The organism is Pseudomonas sp. LPB4.O, assembly GCF_038383825.1.
GTDB lineage: Bacteria > Pseudomonadota > Gammaproteobacteria > Pseudomonadales > Pseudomonadaceae > Aquipseudomonas > Aquipseudomonas putida.
Genome location: NZ_CP151298.1, coordinates 256,275 through 276,018, shown reverse-complemented (window position 1 = coordinate 276,018; position 19,744 = coordinate 256,275). Strand labels below are relative to the sequence as shown.

The 19,744-nt window shown below is 62.4% G+C and carries 19 protein-coding genes; 9 read left to right on the top strand and 10 right to left on the bottom strand.

The genetic code is table 11. The annotated features are described in order from the left end of the window. Nucleotides 1-110: 110 nt before the first annotated feature. Together gshA and MRBLPB4O_RS01140 are read left to right on the top strand one after the other, a co-directional pair. The gene (gene gshA / locus MRBLPB4O_RS01145; protein WP_016497552.1) at nt 111-1,688 is read left to right on the top strand and encodes a glutamate--cysteine ligase; all 1,578 of its coding nucleotides are present in this window, start codon (nt 111-113) and stop codon (nt 1,686-1,688) included. After that, nucleotides 1,688-2,320, top strand: a complete 633-nt coding sequence (locus MRBLPB4O_RS01140) for a TetR/AcrR family transcriptional regulator (protein WP_341797309.1) — start codon at nt 1,688-1,690, stop codon at nt 2,318-2,320. Before gshA ends, MRBLPB4O_RS01140 begins: the two co-directional genes overlap by 1 nt. 125 nt (nt 2,321-2,445) lie before the next feature. On the opposite strand, the gene MRBLPB4O_RS01135 is transcribed toward MRBLPB4O_RS01140, so the two are convergent. The 8 genes from MRBLPB4O_RS01135 to MRBLPB4O_RS01100 form a co-directional block, all read right to left on the bottom strand. After that, on the bottom strand, nt 2,446-2,661 hold the full coding sequence (locus MRBLPB4O_RS01135) for a molybdopterin-binding protein (RefSeq protein WP_008095172.1): 216 nt from the start codon (nt 2,659-2,661) through the stop codon (nt 2,446-2,448). Nucleotides 2,662-2,705: 44 nt separating this feature from the next. Beyond that, entirely contained in the window at nt 2,706-3,518 is an 813-nt protein-coding gene (ssuB, locus tag MRBLPB4O_RS01130) for an aliphatic sulfonates ABC transporter ATP-binding protein (RefSeq protein ID WP_019472320.1), read from the bottom strand. Next, complete coding sequence (ssuC, locus tag MRBLPB4O_RS01125; protein WP_341797308.1) at nt 3,515-4,312, bottom strand: aliphatic sulfonate ABC transporter permease SsuC; 798 nt, start codon at nt 4,310-4,312, stop codon at nt 3,515-3,517. The genes ssuB and ssuC overlap by 4 nt, the downstream gene beginning before the upstream one ends. Nucleotides 4,313-4,322: 10 nt before the next feature. Beyond that, nucleotides 4,323-5,471 (bottom strand): FMNH2-dependent alkanesulfonate monooxygenase, encoded by a 1,149-nt coding sequence (gene ssuD, locus MRBLPB4O_RS01120; RefSeq protein WP_016484400.1) that lies wholly within the window; start codon nt 5,469-5,471, stop codon nt 4,323-4,325. Nucleotides 5,472-5,530: 59 nt separating this feature from the next. Continuing rightward, nucleotides 5,531-6,496: a sulfonate ABC transporter substrate-binding protein gene (locus tag MRBLPB4O_RS01115; RefSeq protein ID WP_338745778.1), complete on the bottom strand. Its 966-nt coding sequence runs from the start codon at nt 6,494-6,496 to the stop codon at nt 5,531-5,533. A gap of 85 nt (nt 6,497-6,581) precedes the next feature. Next, entirely contained in the window at nt 6,582-7,175 is a 594-nt protein-coding gene (gene ssuE, locus MRBLPB4O_RS01110) for an NADPH-dependent FMN reductase (protein ID WP_341797307.1), read from the bottom strand. A gap of 199 nt (nt 7,176-7,374) precedes the next feature. Further along, the gene (locus MRBLPB4O_RS01105; protein WP_016497546.1) at nt 7,375-8,013 is read right to left on the bottom strand and encodes a peroxiredoxin; all 639 of its coding nucleotides are present in this window, start codon (nt 8,011-8,013) and stop codon (nt 7,375-7,377) included. A gap of 165 nt (nt 8,014-8,178) precedes the next feature. Beyond that, entirely contained in the window at nt 8,179-9,507 is a 1,329-nt protein-coding gene (locus tag MRBLPB4O_RS01100) for an OprD family porin (protein WP_016497545.1), read from the bottom strand. Nucleotides 9,508-10,049: 542 nt separating this feature from the next. Here MRBLPB4O_RS01100 and tauA point away from each other — a divergent pair. Genes tauA through tauD form a run of 4 tightly spaced genes read left to right on the top strand, consistent with a single transcriptional unit; the run spans nt 10,050 to nt 13,541 of the window. Beyond that, nucleotides 10,050-11,021, top strand: coding sequence for a taurine ABC transporter substrate-binding protein (gene tauA, locus MRBLPB4O_RS01095; RefSeq protein WP_016497544.1), 972 nt, complete (start codon nt 10,050-10,052; stop codon nt 11,019-11,021). A gap of 13 nt (nt 11,022-11,034) precedes the next feature. Then, the gene (tauB, locus tag MRBLPB4O_RS01090) at nt 11,035-11,823 is read left to right on the top strand and encodes a taurine ABC transporter ATP-binding subunit (RefSeq protein ID WP_341797306.1); all 789 of its coding nucleotides are present in this window, start codon (nt 11,035-11,037) and stop codon (nt 11,821-11,823) included. Further along, complete coding sequence (gene tauC / locus MRBLPB4O_RS01085; protein ID WP_341797305.1) at nt 11,820-12,659, top strand: taurine ABC transporter permease TauC; 840 nt, start codon at nt 11,820-11,822, stop codon at nt 12,657-12,659. Before tauB ends, tauC begins: the two co-directional genes overlap by 4 nt. Before the next feature lie 48 nt (nt 12,660-12,707). Then, the gene (tauD, locus tag MRBLPB4O_RS01080) at nt 12,708-13,541 is read left to right on the top strand and encodes a taurine dioxygenase (RefSeq protein WP_016497541.1); all 834 of its coding nucleotides are present in this window, start codon (nt 12,708-12,710) and stop codon (nt 13,539-13,541) included. Between the two features lie 118 nt (nt 13,542-13,659). Here tauD and betT read toward each other — a convergent pair whose 3' ends face one another. After that, nucleotides 13,660-15,663: a choline transporter BetT gene (gene betT / locus MRBLPB4O_RS01075; protein WP_341797304.1), complete on the bottom strand. Its 2,004-nt coding sequence runs from the start codon at nt 15,661-15,663 to the stop codon at nt 13,660-13,662. A 229-nt stretch (nt 15,664-15,892) separates the two neighbouring features. Continuing rightward, the gene (gene epsC, locus MRBLPB4O_RS01070) at nt 15,893-16,825 is read right to left on the bottom strand and encodes a serine O-acetyltransferase EpsC (protein ID WP_341797303.1); all 933 of its coding nucleotides are present in this window, start codon (nt 16,823-16,825) and stop codon (nt 15,893-15,895) included. A gap of 345 nt (nt 16,826-17,170) precedes the next feature. Between epsC and tcyJ the strand changes: the two genes are divergently transcribed. The 3 genes from tcyJ to tcyN are packed head-to-tail and all read left to right on the top strand — an operon-like array spanning nt 17,171 to nt 19,391. Further along, nucleotides 17,171-17,965, top strand: a complete 795-nt coding sequence (gene tcyJ / locus MRBLPB4O_RS01065; RefSeq protein ID WP_341797302.1) for a cystine ABC transporter substrate-binding protein — start codon at nt 17,171-17,173, stop codon at nt 17,963-17,965. Then, nucleotides 17,962-18,630, top strand: a complete 669-nt coding sequence (gene tcyL, locus MRBLPB4O_RS01060; protein ID WP_016497537.1) for a cystine ABC transporter permease — start codon at nt 17,962-17,964, stop codon at nt 18,628-18,630. Before tcyJ ends, tcyL begins: the two co-directional genes overlap by 4 nt. 2 nt (nt 18,631-18,632) lie before the next feature. After that, nucleotides 18,633-19,391, top strand: coding sequence for an L-cystine ABC transporter ATP-binding protein TcyN (gene tcyN, locus MRBLPB4O_RS01055; protein WP_016497536.1), 759 nt, complete (start codon nt 18,633-18,635; stop codon nt 19,389-19,391). The last annotated feature ends 353 nt before the right edge of the window (nt 19,392-19,744 follow it).

The following is a 19,744-nucleotide window of genomic DNA, read 5'->3' as shown; positions in this document are numbered from 1 at the left end:
CTGCTGGAACCGCGTAAACCAGGCGACAACGCCAGTTCCTTTCTTCCTACCCTTGTAGACCGTTATCTCTACCCCCATATTGGGGCGACTGACGCGTGAAGGAATACATCTTGAGCGAACTCCTCAACCGCCGCCTGAGCCTGCTCGGCGCCAATCTTCCCCTGCTCAAGCAGTGCCTGCACGGTATTGAGCGCGAATGCCTGCGCGTGACCGACGAAGGTCGCCTGGCCCAGACCCCACACCCGGAAGCTCTGGGGTCGGCGCTGACCAACGAGCAGATCACCACTGATTATTCCGAGTCGCTGCTGGAGTTCATCACCCCAGCGCTGCCCGACCCGGCCAAAGTGCTCGAAAGCCTCGAACAGACCCACCGTTTCGTCTACAGCAAGCTGGGCGACGAATACCTGTGGAGCCCGTCGATGCCGTGCACGCTGCCGGCCGAGGAGGACATCCCGATCGCCGAGTACGGCAGCTCGAACATCGGCAAGCTCAAGCACGTCTACCGCAAGGGCCTGGCCCTGCGCTACGGCCGCACCATGCAGTGCATCGCCGGTATCCATTACAACTTCTCGCTGCCCGAAGCCCTGTGGCCTCTGCTGCGCGAAGCCGAAGGCAGCACGCAAGACAACCGCGACTACCAGTCGTCAGCCTACATCGCCCTGATCCGCAACTTCCGCCGCTACAGCTGGTTGCTGATGTACCTGTTCGGCGCCTCGCCAGCGCTGGACAAAGGCTTTCTGCGTGGCCGCCCGCACCAGCTCGAAGAGCTGGACGCCGAAACCCTGTTCCTGCCCTACGCCACCAGCCTGCGCATGAGCGACCTGGGCTACCAGAGCAACGCCCAGGCCGGCCTCACGCCTTGCTACAACAACCTGGCCAGCTACACCGACAGCCTGCGCAAGGCCGTGGGCACGCCCTACCCGCCTTATGTCGAGGTCGGTACGCACGTGGACGGCGAATGGGTGCAGCTGAACACCAACATTCTGCAGATCGAGAACGAGTACTACTCGAACATCCGCCCCAAGCGCGTCACCTACACCGGCGAGCGGCCGATCCAGGCCCTGACCTCGCGGGGCGTGCAGTATGTGGAAGTACGTTGCCTGGACATCAACCCGTTCCTGCCGGTAGGTATCGACCTGACCGAGGCGCGCTTCCTCGACGCGTTCCTGCTGTTCTGCGCCCTGGAAGACAGCCCGCAGCTGGACAACGGCGAATGCCGCCAGTGCACCGACAACTTCCTGACCGTGGTGAAGGAAGGCCGTCGCCCGGGCCTGGAGCTGCATCGTGATGGCCAGCCGATCACCCTGAAGGATTGGGCCAGCGAGCTGATTGAGCGTATCCGGCCGCTGGCCGACCTGCTCGACCAGGCGCAAGGCGGCGATGCCCACGGCAAAGCCCTGGATGCCCAGCAGGCCAAGGTGGATGATGCCGCGCTGACCCCGTCAGCCCAGGTGCTGGCACGCATGACCGAGCACGACGAAACCTTCATCCAGTTCTCCCTGCGCCAGAGCCGTGTCCACGCCGAGACATTCCGCGAACAGCCACTGAGCAACGAACAGCAACAGGCGTTCGAAACACTGGCCCGCGAATCGCTCACCAAGCAGTCCGAGCTGGAGCAGGAAGAGGTCGGTGACTTCGACCTGTTCGTCGGCGCCTATCAGGCCAGCATCCTGGCGATCAGCAACTGATGAGCCGCGCCGTCGCCTCCCGCAAGCCGCGCGCCAGCAGCCAGGCCAGGATCGAGGCGATCCTGGCGGCTGCGCGTGAGCTGCTGGCCGAACAAGGGGTGGCGGCACTTTCCATCTACAGCGTGGCCGAGCGGGCGCAGATTCCACCGTCGTCGGTGTATCACTTCTTCGCCAGCGTGCCGGCCTTGCTGGAAGCGCTGACGGCCGATGTACACCGGGCGTTTCGTGAAGCCCTGAGCGCACCGTTCGACAGCAGCGCGTTCAGCACCTGGCACCAGCTGTCACGGCTGATCGAGCAGCGCATGCTGGATATCTATACCGAAGATGCTGCGGCGCGGCAGCTGATTCTGGCCCAGCACGGCCTGAGCGAAGTGGTGCAGGCCGACCGGCAGCACGACATGGAACTGGGCGACTTGATGCACAAGTTGTTCGACCAGCATTTTCACCTGCCGGTGATGCCGCTGGATGTGGATGTGTTCGCCCTGGCCATGGAACTGAGCGACCGGGTATATGCGCGGTCGGTGCAGTTGCACGAGGCGATCACCCCGCGCATGGCCGAAGAAGGCAAGCGGGTGTTCGAGGCGTATCTGGGGTTATACCTGCCGCCGTTTCTGGCCAAGCGTTCCAGCTGAAGTTATTGGGGCCGCGTTGCGGCCCATTCGCGGCACAAGGCCGCTCCTACAGGAGATCGCATTCCCGTGTAGGAGCGGCCTTGTGTCACGATAGGGCTGCCAAGCAGCCCCAATATCGAGCAGCATCACAGCTTGGCGATAGACACTTCAGTCGATTTCACGAAGGCAATCACTTCGCTGCCAACCTGCAGCTCCAGCTCTTTTACCGAGCGGGTGGTGATGACCGAAGTGACGATACCCGAGGCAGTCTGCACGTCGATTTCTGACAGTACCGGGCCTTCGAGGATTTCTTTCACGGTGCCTTTGAACTGGTTGCGGACGTTGATGGCTTTGATGGTCATGATGTCATTCCTTCTCTATGGCTTCAGTCAGGTAAGTGAGTGGTTCAGTGCGCCCAACGCAGTTGCGTGGGCAGAGGGGCTACAGGGTCCGGCTCGGGCGCAGTGCCCGGGGCCGACAGAACACGGTTGAGCACTTCGCTTTCCAGCGCGGCCAGGCGGTGCGAACCACGTGCCCTGGGCCGTGCCAGGTCGACCGTAAGGTCAAGCCCGACTTCGCCGTCCTCGATCAGGATCACCCGGTCAGCCACGGCAACTGCCTCGCTGACATCGTGGGTGACCAGCAGCACAGTGAAGCCGTGCTGACGCCACAGGCGTTCGATCAGTTGCTGCATTTCGATACGGGTCAATGCATCCAGCGCACCCAGCGGCTCATCCAGCAGCAGCAGGCGTGGCTGGTGAATCAAGGCGCGAGCCAAGGCCACACGCTGCTTCTGGCCACCCGAGAGGGCTGCCGGCCATTCATTGGCGCGGTCGGCCAGGCCAACCGCATCCAGCGCTTCCAGCGCACGTGGGCGCCAATCACCCGACAGGCCCAGGCCAACGTTGTCGATCACCTTCTTCCACGGCAGCAGACGTGCGTCCTGGAACATCAGGCGGGTTTCTTCACGGGCCTCTTCCAGCGGCGCAGCACCGGCCAGCAACTGCCCGGCAGTGGGCTGGTCGAGCCCGGCCAGCAGGCGCAGCAGGGTGCTTTTGCCGCAGCCGCTGCGGCCAACGATGGCAACGAACTGGCCGGCCGGAATGTGCAGGTCGATGCCCTTCAACACTTCGCGCTGGCCAAAGGTCTTGCGCAGGCCATTGGAGGCCAGCGGGATGCCACGCAGCAGGCGTGGCGGCTGTTCCTTGAGCACGGTCATGCGCCCTCCTTCTTGGCCACTTGATAGGCCGGGTGCCAGCGCAGCCATACACGCTCCAGGCCGCGGGCGGCGAGGTCGGCGAGTTTGCCAAGCACGGCATACAGGACGATGGCCAGTACCACCACGTCGGTCTGCAGGAACTCACGGGCGTTCATCGCCAGGTAACCGATGCCGGCATTCGCCGAAATGGTTTCGGCAACGATCAGGGTCAGCCACATGAAACCCAGGGCGAAGCGCACACCTACCAGGATCGAAGGCAACGCACCCGGCAGGATCACCTGGCGGAACAGGCTGAAGCCGGACAAGCCGTAGCTGCGGGCCATCTCTACCAGCGCCGGGTCGACGTTGCGGATACCGTGGTAGGTGTTCAGGTAGATCGGGAACAGCGTGCCCAGCGCGACCAGAAAGATCTTCGCCGACTCGTCGATACCGAACCACAGGATCACCAGGGGGATAAGCGCCAGGTGCGGCACGTTACGGATCATCTGCACCGAGCTGTCGAGCAGGCGTTCGCCCCAGTTCGACAGGCCGGTGATGAAGCCCAGTACCAGGCCGATGCTGCCGCCGATGGCGAAGCCCAGGCCGGCACGCCAGCCACTGATGGCCAAGTGGGTCCAGATGTCGCCGCTGCGCACCAGTTCGACGCCGGCGCTGACCACTGCGCTAGGTGCCGGCAGGATGCGGGTCGACAGCCAGCCAGCGCTGACCGCCAGTTGCCAGACTGCCAGCAGCAGCACCGGCAGCGCCCACGGCGCCAGGCGCTGGGTCAGGGTGGAGGAAGTTACACGACTCATGGCCCGGCCCTCAGCTCTGCGACACGGATTTGGGCAGGATGTCGTTGGCCACCATCTCGCCGAACGGGCTTACGTAGCCACCGGTTTTCGGTTGCTCCGGGCGCTGAACATCAAGGTGCGGGAACAGCAGCTCGGCAACGCGGTAAGACTCTTCGAGGTGTGGATAACCCGAGAAGATGAAGGTATCGATCCCCAGGTCGGCATATTCCTTCACCCGCGCCGCGACAGTCGGGCCGTCGCCTACCAGCGCGGTACCGGCGCCACCACGTACCAGGCCAACGCCTGCCCACAGGTTGGGGCTGACTTCCAGGTTGTCGCGGTTGCCGCCGTGCAGGGCAGCCATGCGCTGCTGGCCCACCGAGTCGAAGCGCGCCAGCGAGGCCTGGGCACGGGCGATGGTGTCATCGTCCAGGTGCGAGATCAGGCGGTCGGCGGCGGCCCAGGCTTCTTCGTTGGTTTCCCGCACAATCACGTGCAGGCGGATACCGAAGCGCACTTCACGGCCTTGAGCGGCCGCTTTTTCGCGCACCTGGGCGATTTTCTCGGCAACGGCTGACGGCGGCTCGCCCCAGGTCAGGTACAACTCGACCTGCTCGGCGGCCAGGTCCTGAGCGGCCTCGGACGAACCGCCGAAATACAGCGGCGGGCGTGGTTGCTGAATCGGCGGGTAGAGCAGCTTGGCGCCCTTCACCTGGATGTGCTTGCCGTCGTAGTCGACGTTTTCGCCTTCCAGCACCTTGCGCCAGATACGGGTGAACTCGACCGAAGCTTCGTAGCGCTCCTGGTGGTTCAGGTGCAGGCCATCACCGGCCAGTTCATCCGGGTCGCCACCGGTTACCAGGTTGAACAGCGCACGGCCATTGGACAGGCGGTCGAGGGTCGCCGCCTGGCGTGCTGCCACGGTCGGCGAAATGATGCCCGGGCGCAGGGCAACCAGGAATTTCAGGTGCTGGGTCACAGGGATCAGCGACGCGGCCACCAGCCAGGAATCCTCGCAGGAACGGCCGGTAGGGATCAGTACCCCACCAAAGCCCAGACGGTCGGCGGCCTGCGCGATCTGCTGCAGGTAACCGTGATCGACCGCACGTGCGCCGTCGGAAGTGCCCAGGTACTTGCCGTCACCGTGGGTCGGGAGGAACCAGAAAATGTTAAGGCTCATTGGAGTTGTCTCCTCAAGGGTGGCTCAGCCAGGGCGGCGCCCCGGCACAGGCGAATCAATCAAGGCGCGCTAGCGACCTTGGCCGGGGGTGTCCAGATCACGTCCTTGATGCTCAGCGGCTTGGGTATCAGCTTGAGCGCCTGGAAGGCATCGGCAATCTTCTGTTGCGCGGCCACTACCTCGGGGGTTAGCGGTGCTGCACCGTAGCCCTGGCGCTTGACCGAGGTCAGGGTGATGTCGGCAGGCAGGCCGAGCAGCGGTGCCACCTGGTCGGTCACTTCCTGCGGGTTGGCCTGCGACCACTCGCCCACGGCGCGCACTTCCTCGATGAGGGTGTTGATCACCGCCGGGTGCTGGGTCGCGTAATTGCGGGTGGCCAGGTAGAACTGGTGGTTGTCGACCAGGCCCTTGCCGTCACGCAGGGTACGCGCCTGCAACTGCTGCTCGGCGGCGGCCTGGTACGGGTCCCAGATCACCCAGGCATCGACACTGCCACGCTCGAACGCAGCGCGGGCATCAGCTGGGGGCAGGTACACCGGCTGGATATCGCTGTACTTGAGGCCGGCGTCTTCCAGGGCGCGGACCAGCAGGTAGTGGACGTTGGAGCCTTTGTTGAGGGCGACTTTCTTGCCTTTGAGTTCCTTGACCGACTGGATCGACGAACCCTTCGGCACCAGGATCGCTTCGCTGTGCGGCGCTGGCGGCTCGTAGGCCACATAGAGCAGATCGGCGCCGGCGGCCTGGGCAAATACGGGCGGGGTTTCGCCGGTAACACCAAAGTCGATGGAGCCGACGTTCAGCCCTTCAAGCAGCTGCGGGCCGCCGGGGAATTCGGTCCACTGCACCTGCACGCCCTGCTCGGCCAGGCGCTTTTCCAGCGTGCCCTTGGCCTTGAGCAGCACCAGGGTGCCGTATTTCTGGTAACCGATACGCAGGCTTTCGGCCTGGGCTTGGGTAATGGCGCCGAAGGACACAGCCGCCGCAAACAGGGCGACCAGACCGCGACGCAAGAAGACTGTGCGCATGGCGCTCTCCTGTGCGAATGAGGTTCGGGTTGCACCTGCTTGCCTCGTTATCGGGCGAGTAAGGTGGTGAAGCGGGTTGTGCCGGTCAGATGCTCCAGCGGGCGCTGATCAGGCGTTCGTTCAGTACGCCGGGGGCCACGGGGCGTGGCCGACGGGCCAGGGCAACGTGGAAGGTTTCCAGCGAGTCCAGCAGGCGTTCTTCCAGTGCTGGCACCAACTGCGCGGGCTTCGTGCCGTCTGCATAAGCCACCTGGCTGTCGTCGGCGAAGATCCCTTGCAGGGTCTCTTGTGCCTTGAGTGCCGACAGCACGGGTTTCAATGCGTAATCCACCGCCAGCATGTGGGCGATGCTGCCGCCGGTGGCGATCGGCAACACGATCTTGTGGGCCAGGGCGCGTTCGGGCAGCAGGTCCAGCAAAGTCTTCAGTGCACCGGCAAACGAAGCCTTGTACACCGGGGTGGAAACGATCATGCCATCGGCCTGGGCTACCAGCTGCTGGAAGTGCTGCACATGCGGGCTGTCGAAACGGGCATGCAGCAGGTCTTCGGCGGGGAAGTCACGTACCTGGAACGTCACCACTTCAACGCCCCGGCCCTGCAGCCACTGGCGCGAACGCTCGAGCAGCACGCCGGAGCGTGAACGAGGACTTGGGCTACCACCGATTGAGACGACCAGCATTGCTGCGCTTCCTTGTGTTCTGTTGGAAATGACATTAACAGCTGCCACATATATCTAGAAATCATATTTTTTCATTTGTTTATTCCATTTCTATCTTTTAACCGCGAAGACGGCCACACTTTTGTTCAGGCATAAAAAAGGGCCGTCGAAACGGCCCGAAAATCCCTGCTTGGCTAAGAGCAATGCAACGAGGAATCCATTAACGATTTGGCTGTGGGGTCAGACGCAGATAGGGTTTGACCGCCCGGTAGCCTTTGGGGAAGCGCTGCTTGATTTCTTCCTCATCTTTGAGCGAAGGCACGATCACCACCTCGTCGCCGTCCTGCCAGTTACCTGGCGTGGCGACCTTGTGGTTGTCGGTCAACTGCAGCGAGTCGATCACCCGCAGGATTTCATTGAAGTTGCGCCCGGTACTGGCCGGATAGGTAATGGTCAGGCGCACCTTCTTGTTCGGGTCGATGACGAACAGCGAGCGCACCGTCAGGGTGTCGCTGGCGTTCGGGTGAATCAGGTCGTACAGGTCGGACACCTTGCGGTCGGCATCGGCGATGATCGGGAAGTTGACCACGGTGTTCTGGGTCTCGTTGATGTCCTCGATCCATTTATGGTGCGAGTCGACCGGGTCTACCGACAGGGCGATGGCCTTGACCCCACGCTTGGCGAAGTCGTCCTTGAGCTTGGCAGTCAGGCCCAGCTCGGTGGTGCACACCGGGGTGAAGTCGGCCGGATGAGAGAACAACACCCCCCAGCTGTTGCCCAGCCACTCGTGGAAGCGGATTTTGCCTTCGCTGGAATCCTGTTCGAAATCGGGGGCGATATCGCCGAGTTTGAGGCTCATGGGCTGCGGCTCCTTGGCTGGGTTTTGTACCGTATGGGTTCAATGTGCCTGCATTCGGTTAAAAACAAAAAGAATAAATAACGATTTATTTATAACCATAATGCATACAAATTTACGGGCACAAAAAAGCCTCGCACTAGGCGAGGCTTCTTTTTCAGCTACGGCTTACAGGAAGTTGTAAGTGTAGTTGAAGATCAGACGGGTCTGATCCTGGTCAGCCAGTGAGCTGGTGCCGGTGCCACGGTATACGCCGTGACGCAGGCTGGCGCCCAGGCCCTTGAAGGTGCCTTCCTGGATGACGTAGTCGATACGGGCATCACGCTCCCACTCGCTGAAATGGCCGTTGCCGTTGGCGTTCTTGCCATCTTCACCTTTCAGGTAGGCAACCGATGCTTTCAGGCCCGGCACGCCCAGGCGAGCGAAGTCGTAGGCGTACTGGCCGAAGGTGGTGTTTTCACCAGCCTTGGCGAACTGGTTGATCATGCTGTCGGTGAACAGGTAGAAGCTGGAGCCACCGGCGCCTTCGTTGCGGCCGTTGCCGTCAACCACGTTGCCTTGGTTCAGCCAGACGAAACCACCATCGTCATTGACGCGCTGGTGGCCGAGCATCAGCGAGTGGCCACCCAGGGTGTAGGTGAACATCGCGGACCAGGTCTTGTTGTCGACCTCGCCAGTGTTCTTGGCATAACCGCCGTTGTTGCTGAAGCGGTAGCCGGCCTCACCGTTCTTGCCGTCGCTGCTGCTGTCGAAGTAACGCAGGTCGGTCTTGAACGACTGGTCGTCAGCAATCTTGAACACGTGGGTCGCGCCCAGGAAGTGCTGCTTGTAGAAGTCTTCCAGGTTCGAGTAGTAGTACTGCAGGGTCAGGTCTGGAGTGAGCTTGTAGTCCAGGCCGCCGTAGCGGAACTTGTTGCTGTCCTGGGTAGCACCGGCTACCGACAGGCCGGTACGGTTGCTCGAAGCACGGCCCATGGCGTGGGTCAGCTGACCGGCGTTGATGGTCAGGTTGTCGATTTCCTTCGACTGGATGGTGCCACCCTCGAAGGTTTGCGGCAGCAGACGGCCATCGTTGGAGACCAGGATCGGCAGGTTCGGCGCCAGGGCGCTACCGTAGTGAACTTCGGTCTTCGAGAAGCGCGCCTTGGCGTTGGCGCCAACGCGAGCCCACTGGCTTTCAGCAGAGCCGTCGCTGTCGCTCGGGAAGAAGCTGCTGTTGTCTGGGTGCTTGCCACGGCCACCATCCAGGTGGATACCCCACAGGGCCTGGGCATCGACACCGAAACCAACGGTGCCTTCAGTGAAGCCGGAGATGTAGTCGAGCTTGAAGCCCTGACCCGACTCGCGGTTGTCAGCACCGCCATCACGGTTGTCGTTGTTGAAGTACATGGTGCGCGAGCTGAGCGACAGTTTGCTGTCTTCAACGAAACCGGCAGCGCCTGCTTGTTGGGCGAGAACCCCCAGTGCCACGGCCAGAGCCAGGCTGGACTTGTACATGTTTTGCTCCTCTACGTTCTAATTTTTGTGTATCTCTGGCGGAGGGATCTGCTGCCCCTTCTCACCGTGGATTGGCGATTTAGTCCCAAAGCGTGACTACTAAGTCAATCGTTTCTAAACGTTTCGCGACTTTGGTCTAAGACGCCAGCTGCGCTACAGGATAATGACAATCCTATAAATCCAAAATGACCGTTTTATGAATTGGTAAGATTTTTACGGAATATGGTTGGAACCTTTACAGCCAAACGTTGTAGCAATCCCGCCAATTATAACCATTGGTTATTTGCAAACGTTTGCTCATAACCTAATACCGTAACGTTCTATAGGGACGAAAAAGCCTAGCAGCGCGCTCTGATTTCGCCACCGGGCAGGGTTGCCCCAAAGTAGCGGGGGCCTTTTACGGTCAATGTGGGAGCGCACTACCCCTGGGCTTAAAGCATTTGGCTCCTAAGCTAATGCAAAAAGGTTATTTATTTCTAAATTCTTAGATCATTTAGTCTTCTCGCCATCCATCGCCCTGATTGCCTGACGAGAGGTTCACCATGATCCCGCACGCTCCGCTGCGCCTGTTCGCCGCCCTGACCCTCGCCAGCACCAGCTGGGTTGCCCAGGCCGCCGACCTGACCGTGGCCTACCAGACCACCGTCGACCCGGCCAAAGTGGCTCAGGTCGATGGCGACTATGAAAAAGCCAGCAAGGCCAGCATCGACTGGCGCAAGTTCGATAACGGCGCCGACGTGATCACTGCGGTGGCCAGCGGCGACGTGCAAATCGGCTACCTGGGTTCCAGCCCGCTGGCCGCTGCCGCCACCCGCAAGCTGCCGGTCGAGACCTTCCTCATTGCCACCCAGATTGGCGCCGGTGAAGCGCTGGTCGCCCGCGACAGCATCAAGACTCCGCAAGACCTGATCGGCAAGAAGGTCGCCGTGCCGTTCGTTTCCACCGGCCACTACAGCCTGCTGGCCGCCCTGAAAAGCTGGAACATCGACCCGTCCAAGGTACAGATCCTCAACCTGGCGCCACCGGCCATCATTGCCGCCTGGAAGCGCGGCGACATCGATGCCACCTACGTCTGGGACCCAGCCTTGGGCGTGGCCAAGGAAAACGGCAAGGTGCTGATCACCTCGGGCGAACTGGCCCAGAAAGGCGCACCCACTTTCGATGCCTGGATTGTGCGCAAGGACTTCGCCGACAAGCACCCTGAAGTGGTCAAGGCCTTTGCCAAGGTCACCCTCGATGCCTACGCCGACTACCGCAAGGACCCGAAAGCCTGGCTGGCCGACAAGGGCAACGTAGACAAGCTGGTGAAGCTGTCCGGCGCCAAGGCCAGCGACATCCCGGTGCTGCTGGAGGGCAACGTGTACCCCCTGGCCGCAGACCAGGCCAACGCCTTGGGCGCGCCGACCACCCAGGCACTGACCGACACGGCCAACTTCCTCAAGCAGCAAGGCAAGGTCGACGCCGTACTGCCGGACTACTCGCCGTACGTCAGCGCCAAGTTCCTTCCAAACTGATCCGGAGCCCGTCATGGCCTTGCTCGAGCTGGAGCGCATCAGCGCACAGTACCCTGGCGCCAGCACCCCGGTGCTGGCCGACATCAACCTGAGCCTGGGGCCACGCCAGCTGCTGGTGGCCCTGGGGCCTTCCGGCAGCGGCAAGACTTCGCTGCTCAACCTGATCGCCGGCTTCGTCTCCCCCAGCGGCGGGCGCATCACCCTCGACGGCGTACCGGTGCAGGGCCCTGGTGCCGAGCGCGGTGTGGTGTTCCAGGACGATGCCCTGCTGCCATGGCAGAACGTGCTGGGCAATGTCGCCTTCGGCCTCGAACTGGCCGGCGTGCCCCGCGCCCAGCGTGAGGCCAAGGCCCGCGAAATGCTCGCCCTCGTCGACCTCGATGGCTTTGGCGAACGGCGCATCTGGCAATTGTCCGGTGGCCAGAAGCAGCGCGTCGGGCTGGCTCGGGCGCTGGCGGCCGACCCACGGGTACTGCTGATGGATGAGCCGTTCGGCGCCCTCGACGCGTTCACCCGCGAGCAGATGCAGGAACTGCTGCTGCAGGTGTGGCAGCGCACCGCCAAGCCGGTGTTCCTGATTACCCACGACATCGAAGAAGCGGTGTTCCTTGCCAGCGAACTGGTACTGCTGGCGCCCAACCCGGGGCGCGTAGTGGAGCGCCTGCAACTGGACTTCGGTCAGCGCTATGCCGCTGGCGAATCGGCCCGGGCCATCAAGTCCGACCCCGCCTTCATCGAAACCCGCGAGCATGTACTGGCGCGGGTGTTCTCCCAACGCCAAAGCCTGCAGGAGCGCGCATGAGCAGCCTGGACCTGCCGGTCGCCGGCAAACACAACGCCCAAACCCGGCCAGCCGCCAAGCAGCGCCGGCCATTGTCGACTCGCTGGATCAGCACCCTGACCCTGGCCAGCCTGCTGCTGGTCTGGTGGCTGGTGACGGCCGCCGGCTGGATCGAACCCCTGTTCCTGCCTTCGCCCGGTGACATCCTGGCCAGGGCCTGGACCCTGCTGACCCAAGGTTACATGGACGCCAGCCTGTGGCAGCACCTGGGCGCAAGCCTGGGCCGCATCGGCCTGGCGCTGGTGGCCGCGACCCTGACCGCGATCCCGGTCGGCATCGCCATCGGCTACAACCGCGTGGCCCGCGGCATCCTCGACCCGCTGATCGAGTTCTACCGGCCCATCCCGCCGCTGGCCTACCTGCCGTTGATCGTCATCTGGTGCGGTATCGGCGAGCTGTCGAAGGTGCTGCTGATCTACCTGGCAATCTTCGCCCCGATCGCCATTGCCACCGCCACCGGTGTGCGCACGGTCGACCCGGCCAAGCTGCGGGCGGCACAGTCGCTGGGCGCGACCAAGGCGCAGCTGATCCGCCATGTGATCCTGCCCAGTGCGCTGCCCGACATCCTCACCGGCATCCGCATCGGCCTGGGGGTGGGCTGGTCGACACTGGTCGCCGCCGAGCTGATTGCCGCCACCAGCGGCCTGGGCTTCATGGTCCAGTCGGCGGCGCAGTTCCTGGTCACTGATGTGGTGGTGCTGGGTATTTTGCTGATCGCCCTGATCGCCTTCGCCCTGGAAATGAGCCTGCGTGCCCTGCAACGCAAACTGGTGCCCTGGCACGGGCAGAGCCACTGATTGCCGACTGACCACGCCGGCAACCCGGCGCCTAGAACGAGAAAAGACATGAGCCTGACCGTTACCCCTCTCAGCCCGGCCCTCGGTGCCCAGATCAGCGGCGTGGACATCAGCCGCGATATCACTGCAGAAGAACGCGACGCCATCGAACAGGCGCTGCTCAAGCATCAGGTGCTGTTCTTCCGCGACCAGCCGATCAACCCCGAGCAGCAGGCGCGCTTTGCCGCCCGCTTCGGCGACCTGCACATTCACCCGATCTACCCCAACGTGCCGGAAACCCCGCAGGTGCTGGTGCTCGATACGGCAGTCACCGATGTACGCGACAACGCCGTGTGGCACACCGACGTGACCTTTTTGCCGACCCCGGCACTGGGCGCGGTGCTCAGCGCCAAGCAGTTGCCGGCCTACGGTGGCGATACCCTGTGGGCCAGCGGTATCGCGGCCTTCGAGGCCTTGTCGGCGCCGCTGCGCGAAATGCTCGACGGGCTGACCGCCACCCACGACTTTACCAAGTCGTTCCCGCTGGAGCGTTTTGGCACCACGCCGGAAGACCTGGCGCGCTGGGAGGCCACGCGGCGCAACAACCCGCCGCTGTCGCACCCGGTGGTGCGCACGCATCCGGTGAGCGGGCGCAAGGCGTTGTTCGTCAATGAAGGGTTTACTACGCGCATCAACGAGCTGAGCGAGCTGGAAAGCGATGCGCTGCTGAGGCTGCTGTTCGCCCATGCGACGCGACCGGAGTTCAGCATTCGCTGGCGTTGGCAGGAGAATGACGTGGCGTTCTGGGACAACCGCGTCACCCAGCATTTTGCGGTGGATGATTACCGGCCGAACCGGCGGGTGATGCACCGGGCGACCATCCTGGGGGATGCACCTTTCTGACAGTTTTTGCGAGGCCTTTGGCCTCCATTCGCAGCACAAGGCTGCTCCTACAGGGGATCGCGTACCCCTGTAGGAGCAGCCTTGTGCTGCGAATGGGCCGCAAAGCGGCCCCGGTAATCTAACGTACCAGATGCAGGTACTGCATGTGCCGCTCGTACTGGTCGAGGATGTCGTTGATGATCTGCTCCTTGCTGTAGCCCACCAGGTCATAGTTCTGGCTGCCTTCGCTCAGGTGCACCTCCGCCCGGTAATAGCGGCGGTTCTTCAACTCCTGCGTACCCAGCCCACCCAGGGCGAACGACGGCGTGAAGTAGCCACGCATCTGCACCTGGTAAATGAACGGCTGTTCCTCGCCATGGCCAATCTTCAGGCTGACGTTATCGTGGCTCGGGTCGTCCTGGGTAATCAGCACCAGGCCCTTCTGCTCGAACACTTCGCGGACATCAGCGATCGCCGGGCGCACCACGTCGTCCATGAAGCGGTACACCTCATCACGCGACGGGAAGTGCACGGCCTGGCTCAGGCGCTGGCGCCAGCCGCCACGGCCGCGACGTGACTGGGCGAACGGGGCCAGCGAGTGCATCTGCGCGATCTGCCGTTGCGACTCCAGGTAAAACGCCTTGTGCAGCCCCCACATCATGCACAGCAGAATCAGCGAGAACGGCAACGAGGTCAGCACCACCGCAGACTTCAGCGAATCGATGCTGCCCGCGAACAGCAGTGCACTGGTGATCAGCGCCGTCATCGCGCCCCAGAAGATGCGCAGCCAGTTCGGCCCGTCCTCGTCCGCGTCGCCACCCTTGGCCGACAGAGTCGACAGCACCACAGTGCCCGAGTCGGCCGAGGTCACGAAAAACACGAAGCTGATGAACACCGTGGTGGCGATCACCACCTTGCTCCACGGGTAGGTTTCCAGCAGCAGGTACAGGCTCATCGACGGGTTATCCAGTGCCGACTGGCCCAGCGCGGTCATGCCGTGGTTGATGACCTGGTCCAGGGCGCTGTTGCCGAAGATCGACATCCACGCCAGGGTAAAGCCCAGCGGAATCAGCAGCACGCCAAACACGAACTCGCGGATGGTGCGGCCGCGGGAAATGCGCGCGATGAACAGGCCCACGAACGGTGCCCAGGCAATCCACCAGGCCCAGTAGAACACTGTCCAGCCGCCCAGCCAGTCGCGGTTATCACCGTAGGCATACACATCAAAGCTCTTGCGTGGCAGAGCGCCCAGGTAATCACCCAGGTTCTGGATCAGCGTGTTGAACAAGTGTTGGGTAGGCCCGGCAAACAGCACGAACAACAGCAATGCGCAGGCCAGGAACAGGTTGATGTCGCTCATCACCCGCACGCCCTTCTCCACCCCGGCAACGGCCACGGCCACTGCCGCGCCCATCATCAGGGTGATGAGGATCACCTGTACCCACTGGCTGTGGCTGATACCGAACAGGTAGTCCAGGCCGGCGTTCAGGTGCAGTACGCCAAAGCCCATGTCGGCACCCAGGCCGAACACCGTGGCAATGATACCGAAGCCATCCACTGCGTAGCCGATAGGGCCGTTGATGCGCTTGCCGATCAGTGGGTACAGCGCCGAACGCAACGCCAGCGGCAGGTTGTGGCGGTAGGCGAAGTAGGCCAGCGCCATGCCGACAAAGGCGAATACGCCCCAGCCATGCAGGCCCCAGTGCAGGAACAGGATCTGCATCGCCTGGCGCCCGGCCTCGGCCGTGCCCGCTTCGCCCTGGGGCGGTTGCAGCATGTGCGTCAGCGGTTCGGAAACGCAGAAGAAGAACAGGGTAATGCTGATACCGGCGGCGAACAGCATGCCGGCCCACGAGAGGTAACTGAACTCGGGTTCGTCGTGGTCGGCACCGAGCTTGATCTTGCCGTAGCCGGACAAGGCGGTGACCACCACGAAGACCAGATACAGCGTCATGGCCAACATGTAGTACCAGCCGACCGTGTTGGCCGCCCAGTTCTGCGCCGCCAGCAGCCAGTCGCCTGCGGCTTGCGGGTTGGAGATGACTACCAGGCCAAAGATGAGGATGAAACTTGCCGCAAAATAGAACACCGGGGGGTTCATGCGGATTTTGCCGTTAGCGGCGGAAGGGTTCGGTGCACTCATCGGGCGTGCACCTCGTCGAATGACGTGAGGTTCGGAATGAACGGGTTCAGCAAAGGAATCCTCCTGTTGAACACCGGCAGCGGACCAGCGTTTTTACATTGAACAAGCGTTCAAGTTAAACATGGATCGGATTTCAATGCGAATTGGGCCGCTGATTGGCGTCCTCCTGCACTGGCATCTTCGCGGGCTTGCCCGCCAAGAGGCCAGTGCAGCTAATATCAATGCCAGATCAGTTCTTGTCCTGGCAATCCAGCTGCAGGTTGGCCTGGGTGATGTTGCTTTCAGCAGGCACACTGCGGGTCAGCCACACGTTACCGCCAATGGTCGAACCCTTGCCGATGGTAATACGCCCCAGCACCGTGGCCCCGGCATAGATCACCACATCGTCCTCGACAATCGGATGGCGCGGCAGGCCTTTGTGCAGGGTGCCGGACTCATCGCTGGGGAAGCGCTTGGCGCCCAGGGTCACCGCTTGGTAGATGCGCACGCGCTCGCCGATGATCGCGGTTTCGCCGATGACCACGCCGGTGCCGTGGTCGATGAAGAAGCTCGGGCCGATCTGTGCGCCGGGGTGAATGTCGATACCGGTGGCCGAATGTGCCAGCTCCGAACTGATCCGCGCCAGCAGCGGCAGGCCGGCCTGGTACAGGTGATGCGCCAGGCGGTGATGGATGATCGCCAGGATACCCGGGTAGCACAGCAGTACCTCATCGACGCTGCGCGCCGCCGGGTCGCCGTGGTAGGCAGCCAGCACGTCGGTGTCGAGCAGCACCCGCAATTCTGGCAGCGCCGCGGCAAAGCCCTGGATCAGGCTCAACGCCTGGGCATCGACGCTGGCCAGCTCGGCCTTGCTTTGCCGAGCGGCATAGCGCAATTCCAGGCGCGCCTGGGTCAGCAAGGCGGTCAGCGCGGCATCCAGGGTATGGCCAACGTAGAAGTCTTCGCTCTCTTCGCGCAGGTCCACCGGCCCAAGGCGCATGGGGAACAACGCCCCGCACAGTTGCTCGAGAATTTGTCGCATTGCTTCGCGCGACGGCAACTCGCGCCCGCCCTGCTCACCAATGCTGCGGCCATTGCGGGTGCGCCATTGCTCACGGGCGCCGCGCAGGCCGGTGACAATGCTGTGCAACTGCCAGTGCGCGGATGAAGGTTGTTCGCTCACGGTTTTCTCCTGCCGTATAGGCCATCTGGTTTTTTTCGCCAGGCCCGAGCCTTTCGCGGTCCCTGTGGGAGCGGGTTCACCCGCGAAGAGGCCGAGCCTGCCTACATGCAATCCACTCTACGGCAAATCCGTCCCTTGGAAAAAACAACGCTTTATTCCATCCTGCGCTAAGTCAGGCATAAGCCGCGATGACGTAGCGAGCATCCTCGCCTACCCTCAAAGCAGCCAACACCTGGTATAAACTAAGAATGGAATAACAAAATAATTTTTTATTATTTCCTGACCTAAGCAGCCAACCCTATAGTCGCCACCTCACTACTTACACAACAAGCGCGGGGCTCTGACATGTCGAAATTCGCCAAACCGCTACTCAACGCCAGCCTGGCCATCCTGCTGGGTGCCGGCCTGCTCAGCCAGGCGTTCGCCGGCGAGCAGTTGAAGACCATCCAGGAAAAAGGCGTGATCAACGTCGGCCTCGAAGGCACCTACCCACCGTTCAGCTTCCAGGACGAGAACGGCAAGCTGGCCGGCTTCGAGGTGGAGCTTTCGGAACTGCTGGCCAAGGAGCTGGGGGTCAAGGCCAAGATCCAGCCGACCAAGTGGGACGGCATCCTTGCCGCGCTGGAATCCAAGCGCCTGGACGTGGTGGTCAATCAGGTGACCATCTCCGAGGAGCGCAAGAAGAAATACGATTTCTCCGAGCCCTACACCGTTTCGGGTATCCAGGCCCTGATCCTGAAGAAGAAAGCCGCGGACCTGAACATCAAGACTGCGCAAGACCTGGCTGGCAAGAAAGTCGGCGTGGGCCTGGGCACCAACTACGAGCAGTGGGTCAAGCAAGACGTCCCGAAAGCCGAAGTGCGCACCTATGAAGACGACCCGAGCAAGTTCGCCGACCTGCGCAACGGCCGTATCGACGCCATCCTGATCGACCGCCTGGCCGCGCTGGAATACGCGCAAAAAGCCAAAGACACCGAACTGGCCGGCGATGCCTTCTCGCGCCTGGAAAGCGGCGTGGCCCTGCGCAAGGGCGAGCCTGAATTGCTGGCGGCCATCAACAAGGCCATCGACAAGCTCAAGGCTGACGGTACGCTGCCCAAGCTGTCCGAGAAATACTTCGGTGCCGATGTCACCAAATGATTGCTGAAAGCCTGCAACTCGTTGTCGACTCCGCGCCCTTCCTGCTGAAGGGCGCGGGTTATACAGTGCTGCTCAGTGTCGGCGGCATGTTCTTCGGCCTGCTGCTGGGCTTTGCCCTGGCGTTGATGCGGCTGTCGAAGATCTTGCCACTGAACTGGCTGGCGCGGATCTACGTGTCGTTCTTCCGCGGCACGCCGCTGCTGGTGCAGCTGTTCGTGATCTATTTCGGCATGCCGCAGATCGGCATCGAACTCGACCCCATCCCGGCTTCGCTGATCGGCCTGTCGCTGAACATGGCGGCCTACATCTGCGAAATCCTGCGCGCTGCAATTTCCTCGATCGACCGTGGTCAGTGGGAAGCCGCCGCCAGTATCGGCATGACCCGCGTCCAGGCCATGCGCCGGGCGATCCTGCCGCAGGCCTTGCGTACCGCCCTGCCCCCGCTGGGCAACAGCTTCATTTCGCTGGTCAAGGACACTGCCCTGGCGGCGACCATCCAGGTGCCCGAGCTGTTCCGCCAGGCGCAGCTGATTACCGCACGCACCTTCGAAGTGTTCACCATGTACGTGGCGGTCGCGGTCATCTACTGGGTGCTGTGCAGCATCCTCGCGCACTTCCAGAACCGCATGGAAGCGCGGGTCAACCAGCATGACCAGGAGCAATGAGCATGATTGAAGTCAAAGGCCTGACCAAGCGCTTCAAGGGCCAGACCGTGCTCAACGGCATCGACTTGACCGTGCAGCCCGGCGAAGTGGTGGCTATCATCGGCCCCAGCGGCTCGGGCAAGACCACCTTCCTGCGCTGCCTGAACCTGCTGGAAACCCCCGACGCCGGGCAGATCAAGATCGGCGCCATCAGCATTGATGCCAACCGCCCGCTGGGTGGCCAGCAGAGTGCGATACGCCGCTTGCGCCAGCAGGCCGGGTTCGTGTTCCAGAACTTCAACCTGTTCCCACACCGCACCGCCCTGGAGAACGTGATCGAAGGGCCGGTGATCGTCAAGAAGACGCCCCGCGAGCAGGCCATCGAGCTGGGGCGGCGCCTGATGGCCAAGGTCGGCCTGGCGGGCAAGGAAGACGCCTACCCACGGCGCCTGTCCGGCGGGCAGCAGCAACGGGTGGCCATCGCCCGCGCCCTGGCCATGGAGCCGGAGGTGATCCTGTTCGACGAACCCACCTCGGCACTGGACCCGGAGCTGGTGGGTGAAGTGCTGGCGACCATCCGCGGCCTGGCCGAAGAGAAACGCACCATGATCATCGTCACCCACGAGATGAGCTTTGCCCGGGACGTGGCGAACCGGGTGATCTTCTTCGACAAGGGCGTGATCGTGGAACAGGGCGAGGCCAAGGCACTGTTTGCGGCGCCGAAGGAAGAGCGTACCCGCCAGTTCCTGCGCAAGTTCCTCGGTACTGCTGCCTCCGAGTAATCACGCACAGACGCAGATCCCTGTAGGAGCGGCCTTGTGCCGCGAAAGGGCTGCGCAGCTGCACCCAGGTTTCAGCAACACCGCTGAGATTGCCGGGGCTGCTGCGCAGCCCTTTCGCGGCACAAGGCCGCTCCTACACCGATCGCGCCTGCCTGAAACAGCCACTCTCCCCCTTCCATCTATACATATTCCAAAGAGTTAGTTCATAAACTTTTTATAAAGCATTAGGGTATATAAACCGGACCACCGGACCAGCACACTTTTGTCGCGACCAGCTGTAGCGACACAACTTTTTTGTGAGGTCAGGAATGGTCAGGATCACAATCACCCCAGTGCGTATCGCCAGGGCATTG

Coding starts and splice junctions, on each gene's coding strand:
- MRBLPB4O_RS01100 (WP_016497545.1), bottom strand. CDS start 9,507: ATGTACAAGTCCAGCCTGGCTCTGGCCGTGGCACTGGGGGTTCTCGCC.
- betT (WP_341797304.1), bottom strand. CDS start 15,663: ATGAGTGCACCGAACCCTTCCGCCGCTAACGGCAAAATCCGCATGAAC.
- tauA (WP_016497544.1), top strand. CDS start 10,050: ATGATCCCGCACGCTCCGCTGCGCCTGTTCGCCGCCCTGACCCTCGCC.
- MRBLPB4O_RS01105 (WP_016497546.1), bottom strand. CDS start 8,013: ATGAGCCTCAAACTCGGCGATATCGCCCCCGATTTCGAACAGGATTCC.
- ssuC (WP_341797308.1), bottom strand. CDS start 4,312: ATGAGTCGTGTAACTTCCTCCACCCTGACCCAGCGCCTGGCGCCGTGG.
- tcyN (WP_016497536.1), top strand. CDS start 18,633: ATGATTGAAGTCAAAGGCCTGACCAAGCGCTTCAAGGGCCAGACCGTG.
- MRBLPB4O_RS01140 (WP_341797309.1), top strand. CDS start 1,688: ATGAGCCGCGCCGTCGCCTCCCGCAAGCCGCGCGCCAGCAGCCAGGCC.
- MRBLPB4O_RS01135 (WP_008095172.1), bottom strand. CDS start 2,661: ATGACCATCAAAGCCATCAACGTCCGCAACCAGTTCAAAGGCACCGTG.
- tauD (WP_016497541.1), top strand. CDS start 12,708: ATGAGCCTGACCGTTACCCCTCTCAGCCCGGCCCTCGGTGCCCAGATC.
- tauC (WP_341797305.1), top strand. CDS start 11,820: ATGAGCAGCCTGGACCTGCCGGTCGCCGGCAAACACAACGCCCAAACC.
- ssuB (WP_019472320.1), bottom strand. CDS start 3,518: ATGACCGTGCTCAAGGAACAGCCGCCACGCCTGCTGCGTGGCATCCCG.
- MRBLPB4O_RS01115 (WP_338745778.1), bottom strand. CDS start 6,496: ATGCGCACAGTCTTCTTGCGTCGCGGTCTGGTCGCCCTGTTTGCGGCG.
- tauB (WP_341797306.1), top strand. CDS start 11,035: ATGGCCTTGCTCGAGCTGGAGCGCATCAGCGCACAGTACCCTGGCGCC.
- ssuD (WP_016484400.1), bottom strand. CDS start 5,471: ATGAGCCTTAACATTTTCTGGTTCCTCCCGACCCACGGTGACGGCAAG.
- tcyJ (WP_341797302.1), top strand. CDS start 17,171: ATGTCGAAATTCGCCAAACCGCTACTCAACGCCAGCCTGGCCATCCTG.
- ssuE (WP_341797307.1), bottom strand. CDS start 7,175: ATGCTGGTCGTCTCAATCGGTGGTAGCCCAAGTCCTCGTTCACGCTCC.
- tcyL (WP_016497537.1), top strand. CDS start 17,962: ATGATTGCTGAAAGCCTGCAACTCGTTGTCGACTCCGCGCCCTTCCTG.